Source organism: Oerskovia sp. NPDC060287 (assembly GCF_042726775.1).
GTDB lineage: Bacteria > Actinomycetota > Actinomycetes > Actinomycetales > Cellulomonadaceae > Oerskovia > Oerskovia merdavium.
Window position 1 is genome coordinate 1 of sequence record NZ_JBHXBO010000210.1, and the last position, 7203, is coordinate 7203.

Genomic DNA, 7203 nt, shown 5'->3' on the forward strand with positions numbered 1-7203 from the left:
GTCCGTCAGGACCGGGGCCTGCTGCGTGTCGCGGGGCCTGCCAGGGGCGCCCGACGGCGGAGCGACCGTCGGGCGGTCGTCCTCAGCGGTCGGTGCGCGGGAGGCGACGGCTCCCGTTGAGGTGCGTGACGCCGTCGGGCAGGTCGAAACCGGGGTCCTCGTCGACGATGTCGAGCATGTCCCCGATGCGCGTGACCTCGAGCAGGAAGCGGACGGTCGGGGGAGCGCGCAGCACCCGGACGCGATGCGGCCCGCGGGTCGCGAGCCGGGCGAGGAACGCCACGCCCGAGGAGTCCATGAAGGTCACGTGGTGCGCGTCGATCTCGACGGGCAGGCCCGTGGCCTCGGCGTCGGCGGTCGCGTCCAGCAGGTCCGGCCCGAGATCGGCGTCGATCTCGCCGGACAGCACGATGCGGGCACGCGTCGCGCCCACGATGACGTGCACGCTCGCCGGGTCGGACTGCTCCGTCACGACGTTGCTCGACCCGGTCGCGGGGTCGTCAGGCTCGATACCAACCGTGGTGTTACCGTCGCGCACGTTGCTCCTTCCAGCGTGGACCGGACCCGCACAGGTCTCGGAGATCACCAATCTACGGTTGAATGTCCACTCGGGACAGTAACGCGCTCACGGCAATCTCGGTCGGAGGTGGGAATGGTCGGCTCGTCGAGCCTCGGGCTGGGCTCCTGGGCCCGCGGTCCGCGCGCGGCCGGGGCCTCCCTGCCGGCGGGTGGTCCGGAGATCTTCGCGCGCGCCGCGCAGCGGTCCGGGATCGCCTCCTTCCTCCTCGGCCGTCGGTCCGAGGGCATGCCGATGACCTGGGTCAACGACGCCTTCTGCCGGCTCACGGGATACACGGCCGACGAGGTCCTGGGGCGCAGCCCGCGGTTCCTCGCGGACCTTCTCGCGGACCCGGGCGAAGCCGACCAGTTCCGGGCCGCGGTGCTCGAGGGGCACGAGGTCACGCGCACGGTCCGCAGCGACCGGCACGACGGCACGCCCTTGTGGACGCAGGTCTCGCTGTCGCCGGTCGACGAGGCCGAGGGCGAGATCACCCACTGGATCGGCGTGATGATCGACGTCACCGAGCACATCGACCGCTCCGCGGCGCAGCTCGCGTCGCTCGAGCTCGAGCGCCGGGAGCGCGTCAGCCTCGCGATCATCACCGAGACCTCGGACCTGCTCAACGACCTCGACTACCCGCTCGCGCTGCGAGAGATCTGCGACGTCCTCGAGGGGGCGCTCGTCGGGTGGGCCGGCTTCTACATGAACGACGACGGGCTGCGCTACGCCGAGGGCATCGACACGACGACCCCGCCGAGCGGACGCGGGCAGCGCCACGGCCGGTACATCGCGGACGGTGCCGGCGCCGTGGAGGGGGCCATGGGGCTCACGGACGCCCTCGGTGACGCCACGGGTCCCGCGGGGCTCGTGCCCGGCACGGTGATCGACCTGCAGGACACCGTGCAGGACCTGCTCGACGGACGGATCGACGGTCCGGTCCGCCTGGACCTGACGGCCGACTACCCGCAGTGGTCCGCGTCGAGCTGGTTGAGCCGGGACGTGCGGCAGCGCACCTCGGCGAGCGCCGAGGCGCCCGAATCCGTCCTGCTCCACCCGATCGCAGGCCGTCGGCGCGTCCTGGGGCTGCTCGCCACGAGCGGGCTGCCGGCGTCGGTCACGACGGCCCCCGACGCGTCGGGGGCCCAGGCGGTCCTGAAAGCGCTGGCGCGTCGTGCGGGCCTCGCGATCGACAACGTGCGTCTGTACGCCCGCGAGCACCGGCTCGCCGAGACGCTCCAGCGCGCCATGCTGCCCGAGCAGGCGGACGTCACGGGGCTCGACGTGTGGACCTACTACGCGCCCAACTCCGAGCACGCGCAGGTCGGCGGCGACTGGTACGACGTCCTGCAGATCTCTCCCGACGTCGTCGGCCTGGTGATCGGTGACGTCGTGGGCCACGACGTCGAGGCCGCCGCCGCGATGGGTCAGCTGCGGTCCGTGGTCCGTTCGTACGCGTACGAGCTCACGACCCCGGGGCCCGTGCTCGAGCGGGTCGACCAGCTCGTGGTGGGGATGCGCATCCCGCGGTCCGCGAGCCTCGTGTACGCGGCGCTCACGCACCGCTCGGCCGTGCCGTCCGCGACCCGGGCGTCCGAGCTCGACCCCGAGACGTTCGAGGAGGACGCGACGGTCCTCGACGCCGGCGCGACGGGCAGCGATGACTCGGACGGCCCGGGCGACGACGCGAAGAGCTGGGCGATCGAGTACTCGCGCGCAGGTCACCTCCCGCCCCTGCTGCTCCGCCGCGGCGAGGTGACCCAGCTCAACGAGGCGGGCGGCTCGCTCGTCGGGTTCGGCACCGGCACCCGGGCGACGGGCCGGGTCGAGCTCGAGCCCGGCGACGTCCTGCTCTTCTACACGGACGGGCTGATCGAGCGGCGCGACCGTGCGCTGCGCGTGGGGCTCGACGCCCTCGTGGAGGCGACCCGGTCGATCACGGCCATCGACTCGGCAGGCATCGGCGAGGAGCTCCTCTCGCGCCTCGCGGACGCCCCCGAGGACGACGTGGCGCTCGTGGTCGTGCGGATCCCGGACCCGGTCTCGGACCCCGTCACCTCGGCCCTGAGCCCGCGCAGCCGTCGCTGGCTCCTGCCGAGCGAGCCCGCGTCGATCGGGCGCGCACGCCATGCCGTGCTGCGCACGTGCCAGGCGTGGGACCTGGGCGACAGCGCCAACGCCGAGCTCGTGGTGTCCGAGCTCGTCGCCAACGGGGTCCTGCACGGCTGGGGCCACCTCGCGCTGCGCCTGTTCGACACGGGGGACGGCCTGCGCGTCGAGGTCGAGGACTCCAACCCTGCACCGCCCGTCTCGACGGACGGGCACGCGCACCGGATGGGCGGGTTCGGGATGCAGATCGTCGAGCGCCTCGCGGACTGGGGCTGGCGTCCTGCGGGCTCGGGCAAGCTCGTGTGGGCGCGGTTGCGCCCGCTCGGGGAACGCCCGGACAGGACGTCGAGCGCCTCGGACTGAGGCCCGGTCAGGCGCAGGCGGGACGGGCGGTCGAGGGACCGGTCAGGAAGCGTTGGCCCCCGCCGGCGGGTCGCAGCGGTGGTCGACGTCGATCCGGAAGAGGTCGAGCGCGCCGCACACCTCGAGGACGAACAGGTCCCGGTCGTCGCACCCCCGCAGGACGGTCGCACCGCCCCGCTTGCGCCCCGAGTCGGCGAGCGAGATGAGGAACGCCGCGCCGGTCGAGTCCATGAAGGTCACCCGGCACATGTCGATCACCAGGAGCTGGCGTCGTAGTCCGACGACGCGGGCGGCGATCTCGGGGAACTGGTCCCGTTCGGCGAGATCGAGGTCCCCTGCGATGACGAGAGTGGTCGTCGCGGGGGAGGTGGAGATCTCGATCATGGTCCTGACTCTAGGCGGGTGCGCGTCTCGGTGCACATGCGCTCGTCAGGGGCCTGCGAGAATCGACGGATGTCGACCACACCTGTGCGCCCCAACCTCCTCGACGGACCGCCTCCGGTGCGTCTGCCCGCCGAGCCGGACGTCGTCGCCGGCCTCGCCCGCGGCGACGAGCCGTTCGGGCTCGCGGCCGCCCACCCCTCGTCCTCGCTGCTCTGGGCGGTCCTGGCCGAAGCCACGCTGCGGGACGGCGGGGAGCACGCCCCGGTGACCGCGTACGCGTTCGCGCGCACCGGGTACCACCGGGGCCTCGACGCGCTGCGTCGGGCCGGTTGGCGCGGTCAGGGCCCGATCCCGGCCGACCACGAGCCCAACCAGGGATTCCTGCGGGCGCTGCTCGCGCTGCACCGCGCCGCCGCGCTCATCGGGGAGACCGACGAGGCCGACCGCTGCGCCCAGTTCCTGGTCGACTCGGGCACCTCGGTCGACGAGGTCGCCGCGCTCGTCGTCTGACGCAGCCAGGACGTCCTCGGGACGTCTCTCCTCGGCGGCGCACCCCGTCGCCCCGTCGCGCCCCCGTCGTTCGTCGCCCGGGGTGCCCGGGGTGCGTGCCCGTGACCCGCACCGGACCGGGACGGGGGCGGCGCCGTCGGACACGTGGAGCCTGCCTCGTGGACCAGGGGAGCCGTCCAGGGCAAGGACAGGTAAACTCGTCCCGGCTTCCGGGTGACTGCCGCCCGGACGTGCCTCGGGCCCGCAGAGGACCCGCCGACGAGACGCGACACGCATCGACAACCGTCGACGACGCGTGCCGCCGTTCACCGGCCGGTCTGTCCCCTGTACGTGCCGGTCGGTGCTGGTCCGTGACCCGGTCCGAGGAACAGGCAGTCTGAAAGTGGGGAATCCATGCCAGGCGTGGTGCTCATCGGTGCCCAGTGGGGCGACGAAGGCAAGGGCAAGGCGACCGACCTCCTCGGTTCGCGGGTCGACTACGTGGTCAAGTTCAACGGCGGCAACAACGCCGGGCACACGGTCGTCATCGGGGACGAGAAGTACGCCCTGCACCTGCTGCCCTCCGGCATCCTCTCGCCGGGCGTGACCCCCGTCATCGCGAACGGCGTGGTCGTCGACATCGAGGTGCTCTTCCAGGAGCTCGACGACCTGATCTCGCGCGGTGTGGACGTCTCGCGCCTCCTGGTCTCCGGGAGCGCGCACGTCATCACCGGGTACCACCGCACCATGGACAAGGTGAGCGAGCGGTTCCTCGGCAAGCGCCGCATCGGGACGACCGGGCGCGGGATCGGGCCGGCGTACGCCGACAAGATCAACCGTGTCGGGATCCGCATGTGGGACCTGTTCGACGAGAAGATCCTGGCCGAGAAGATCGAGGGCTCGCTCGACCATAAGAACCACCTGCTGGTCAAGGTCTACAACCGTCGGGCCATCACGGTCGACGAGACCGTCGAGGAGCTCCTCGCGTACGCCGAGCGCGTCAAGCCGATGGTCGCGGACACCTCGTTGATCCTCAACCAGGCGCTCGACGCGGGCAAGAACGTCCTCTTCGAGGGCGGCCAGGCCACGATGCTCGACGTCGACCACGGCACCTACCCGTTCGTGACGTCGTCGAACGCGACGGCGGGCGGCGCGGTGACCGGTTCGGGCGTCGGCCCCACCAAGATCTCGTCGGTGATCGGCGTCATCAAGGCCTACACGACCCGGGTGGGCGAGGGGCCGTTCCCCACCGAGCTCTTCGACGAGATGGGCGAGTACCTGCTCAAGACCGGCGGCGAGTTCGGTGTGACCACCGGTCGCGCGCGACGCTGCGGCTGGTACGACTCGGTGATCGCTCGCTACTCGAGCCGCATCAACGGGATCACGGACCTGGTCGTGACCAAGCTCGACATCCTCACGGGCATCCCCAAGATCCCCGTGTGCGTCGCCTACGACGTCGACGGCGTCCGCTACGACGAGATGCCCACGGACCAGACGGCGTTCCACCACGCCAAGCCGATCTACACCGAGTTCGACGGCTGGACCGAGGACATCTCCGGCTGCCGGACCTTCGAGGACCTGCCGGCCAACGCGCAGGCCTACGTGCGCTCGCTCGAGGAGCTCTCGGGTGCGCGGGTCTCGGCGATCGGGGTGGGACCGTCGCGCGACGCGATCATCCCGCTGCACGACCTGCTGCACTGAGACACCGCCCCCGCGCCTGCTCCTGACCACAGGGAGATGTTCCAGGTGCGCTGACGGACGACTCGCAACAGGGACGGACGCCGCGGATCCCCGACCTCGTGTCGTGGGTCCGTCGCGTCCGTCTTCTGTGTCCGGCGATCCTCCGGAGGGGCGCGACGGCAGCGCCGCGCGGCAGGGCTGCCCGGTTGCGGTGCGTGGACGCCTCGGGCTCACAGCGCACCGATCGGTAGACTGCGTTCCCGTGAAGATCCTCGTCATCGGTTCGGGTGCCCGCGAGCACGCCATCGTCCACTCCTTCGCCCAGGAGTCCGTCGCCTCGGGCGCGGAGGCGCACGAGCTGCACGCCGCTCCGGGGAACCCGGGGATCGGAGAGCTCGCGACGCTCCACGCGATCAGCGCGGTCGACGGCGAGGCCGTCGCTGCGCTCGCCGTCGAGCTGGGCGCCGACCTGGTCGTGATCGGTCCGGAGGCCCCGCTCGTGGCCGGGGTCGCGGACGCCGTGCGGGCGGCCGGCATCGACTGCTTCGGTCCCAGCGCCGAGGCCGCAGCGCTCGAGGGCTCCAAGGCGTTCGCCAAGGACGTCATGGCCGCAGCGTCGGTCCCCACGGCGCTCGCGCACGTGTGCACCGACATCGACCAGGTCGCCGACGCGCTCGACGCGTTCGGTGCCCCTTACGTGGTCAAGGACGACGGCCTCGCCGCGGGCAAGGGCGTCGTCGTGACCGACGACCGCCAGGAGGCGCTCGAGCACGCCCAGGCCTGCTTCGCGGCGCCCCGTCCGGGCGCGGGCGACCCCGTGGTCGTGATCGAGGAGTACCTCGACGGACCCGAGGTCTCGCTCTTCTGCCTGTCGGACGGCACGAGCGTCGTCCCGCTCGCCCCGGCACAGGACTTCAAGCGCGCGTTCGACGGCGACGCGGGCCCCAACACGGGCGGCATGGGCGCCTACAGCCCCCTGCCCTGGGCCCCGGCCGGCCTGACCGAGGAGGTCGTGACCCGGGTCGCGCAGCCCACGATCGACGAGATGGCGCGCCGCGGCACGCCGTTCGCCGGCGTCCTCTACGTGGGCCTCGCGCTCACGAGCCGCGGGACGCGCGTGGTCGAGTTCAACGCGCGCTTCGGAGACCCCGAGACCCAGGTCGTCCTCTCGCGGCTCGTCACGCCGTTGTCCGCGGTGCTCCGCGCAGCGGCCCGCGGCGAGCTCGCGGACTTCCCGCGCCTGCGCTGGTCCGACGACGCGGCCGTGACCGTCGTCGTCGCAGCGAACGGCTACCCGGCTGCCGTCCGCAGCGGGGACCCCATCACGGGAGTGGCCGACGCCGAGGCGATCGAGGGCGTGCACGTCCTGCACGCGGGGACCGCGCTCGACGACGAGGACGTGCTGCGCAGCGCCGGTGGTCGTGTGCTGTCGGTCGTCGCGCGTGGCGAGGACCTCCAGGAGGCACGCCGTCGCGTCTACGCCGGGGTCGACAAGATCGTCCTGCCCGGCTCGCACCACCGCACCGACATCGCCGAGAAGGCCGCGCGCGAGCAGCGCTGAGGCCGTGCACGGCGAGGGCCCGCGAGCTGGTGCTCGCGGGCCCTCGTCGTTCCCGGCC

General features: G+C 72.5%; 6 protein-coding genes. 4 read left to right on the forward strand and 2 right to left on the reverse strand.

Annotated elements, in window-relative coordinates:
- Positions 1–82 precede the first annotated feature (82 nt).
- Positions 83–538 (reverse strand): STAS domain-containing protein, encoded by a 456-nt coding sequence (locus ACFWFR_RS15580; RefSeq protein WP_377623566.1) that lies wholly within the window; start codon positions 536–538, stop codon positions 83–85.
- Positions 539–652: 114 nt separating this feature from the next.
- On the opposite strand from ACFWFR_RS15580, the gene ACFWFR_RS15585 reads away from it, so the two are divergent.
- Entirely contained in the window at positions 653–3031 is a 2379-nt protein-coding gene (locus ACFWFR_RS15585; RefSeq protein ID WP_191805588.1) for a SpoIIE family protein phosphatase, read from the forward strand.
- A 42-nt stretch (positions 3032–3073) separates the two neighbouring features.
- Here ACFWFR_RS15585 and ACFWFR_RS15590 read toward each other — a convergent pair whose 3' ends face one another.
- Entirely contained in the window at positions 3074–3415 is a 342-nt protein-coding gene (locus ACFWFR_RS15590) for an STAS domain-containing protein (protein ID WP_056652588.1), read from the reverse strand.
- A 69-nt stretch (positions 3416–3484) separates the two neighbouring features.
- Here ACFWFR_RS15590 and ACFWFR_RS15595 point away from each other — a divergent pair, with 69 nt between their 5' ends.
- From ACFWFR_RS15595 to purD, 3 genes are all read left to right on the forward strand, one after another.
- Complete coding sequence (locus ACFWFR_RS15595; protein ID WP_191805589.1) at positions 3485–3925, forward strand: DUF3151 domain-containing protein; 441 nt, start codon at positions 3485–3487, stop codon at positions 3923–3925.
- A gap of 393 nt (positions 3926–4318) precedes the next feature.
- Positions 4319–5605, forward strand: coding sequence for an adenylosuccinate synthase (locus tag ACFWFR_RS15600; protein WP_377623568.1), 1287 nt, complete (start codon positions 4319–4321; stop codon positions 5603–5605).
- Positions 5606–5846: 241 nt separating this feature from the next.
- Entirely contained in the window at positions 5847–7145 is a 1299-nt protein-coding gene (gene purD / locus ACFWFR_RS15605) for a phosphoribosylamine--glycine ligase (protein ID WP_377623569.1), read from the forward strand.
- The last annotated feature ends 58 nt before the right edge of the window (positions 7146–7203 follow it).

Bases quoted from the DNA above. Each gene is read 5' to 3' on its own strand.
- ACFWFR_RS15590 (WP_056652588.1), bottom strand. From the start codon at position 3,415: ATGATCGAGATCTCCACCTCCCCCGCGACGACCACTCTCGTCATCGCA.
- ACFWFR_RS15600 (WP_377623568.1), top strand. From the start codon at position 4,319: ATGCCAGGCGTGGTGCTCATCGGTGCCCAGTGGGGCGACGAAGGCAAG.
- ACFWFR_RS15595 (WP_191805589.1), top strand. From the start codon at position 3,485: ATGTCGACCACACCTGTGCGCCCCAACCTCCTCGACGGACCGCCTCCG.
- ACFWFR_RS15585 (WP_191805588.1), top strand. From the start codon at position 653: ATGGTCGGCTCGTCGAGCCTCGGGCTGGGCTCCTGGGCCCGCGGTCCG.